Origin of the sequence: Dokdonia genika, assembly GCF_042652845.1 — a bacterium.
In the GTDB taxonomy this organism is placed as follows: Bacteria; Bacteroidota; Bacteroidia; order Flavobacteriales; family Flavobacteriaceae; genus Dokdonia; species Dokdonia donghaensis.
Map to the genome: position 1 here is coordinate 1 of NZ_JBHSHB010000035.1, position 1,359 is coordinate 1,359.

Annotated in this window: 1 protein-coding gene; it reads left to right on the top strand. The window is 41.1% G+C overall.

Annotated features, from left to right (window positions below; genetic code table 11):
- A partial coding sequence (locus ACFO5T_RS13965; RefSeq protein ID WP_380035603.1) for a beta strand repeat-containing protein occupies positions 1-1,359 on the top strand: 1,359 nt, incomplete at both ends.

A 1,359-nucleotide genomic window follows, 5' to 3' on the forward strand; every position in this document is an offset into this window, starting at 1 on the left:
ACGCTATTGACGAAATCAACGCAGCAGCTGGAACAGTAGCGCTAGTAGATAACGGTGACGGAACATATGATTTCACAGACGCAAGCGGAACAACGACGACCATCGCAGATACTTCTATCTCGACACTTGTTGACAACGCAGACGGAACATACACCTACACAGATGAAACAGGAGCAACACAAATAATCGACACAAACGCTTCCGCCAATCCTTATGACAACACGACTTCAGGACTCGTAGCAACAAATGTGCAAGACGCTATAGACGAAATCAACGAAGCAGCAGGAACAGTAGCGCTAGTAGATAATGGCGACGGAACGTATGACTTCACAGACGCAAGCGGAACAACAACGACCATCGCAGATACTTCTGTATCAACGCTAGTTGATAATGGCAATGGAACTTATGGCTATACCGATGAAACTGGAATAACCACAGTAATTGATACCAACGGCTTTAATATAGCAAACACTGTAGCAGGTAATACAATTGCAACGGTTACTGACGCTGCTGGCACTGCAACAGATATAAATGAAACTGTAACAACCTTTGCAGACGCAATGGATGGTTTAATCACATATACTGATGAAAATGGAGATCCACAAACAGTAGCTAAGTCAGATATCACAGATAATGGAAACGGAACTTACACATTTACTAATAATGATGGATCTGATGTAGTCATAAACACAAATGGGATAGTTGTTGCAGATATTAATGATGGAAAGGTTATTGCAACTATCACAGAAGCCGATGGCACTGTTTCTAACATTGAAGAAACTATAACTTCAATTTCTGATGATAACACTGCCACTTCCGTGAAAACAATTGCAACCTACACAGATGAGGAAGGAAACGATCAAGTTATTGAGGAAACTGTAACAGACGTTACAGACTTAAATACAGCGGCAGTTACAAACACCATTGCTACCTATAACGCTGAAGACGCAACAGCATTTACAATTGCTGAAACAGTTACTACGATCTCTGATGAAACTGACGGAAACGTAAGCTTCACAAACGAAGCAGGTGCAACAATCACCGTAGCAAAAGCTGACATCACAGATAACGCAGATGGAACGTACACATTCACAAATAATGATGGGTCTGATGTAATTATTGATACTAACGGTGTAGCTATCACAGATGTCATTGCTGGTAACCTTATCGCAACAGTAACAAACGCAGATGGAACAGCAGTTGAAATTAATGAAACAATCACAGACGTTACAGACTTAAATACAGCGGCAGTTACAAATACCATTGCTACCTATAACGCTGAAGACGCAACAGCATTTACAATTGCTGAAACAGTTACTACGATCTCTGATGAAACTGACGGAAACGTAACCTTCACAA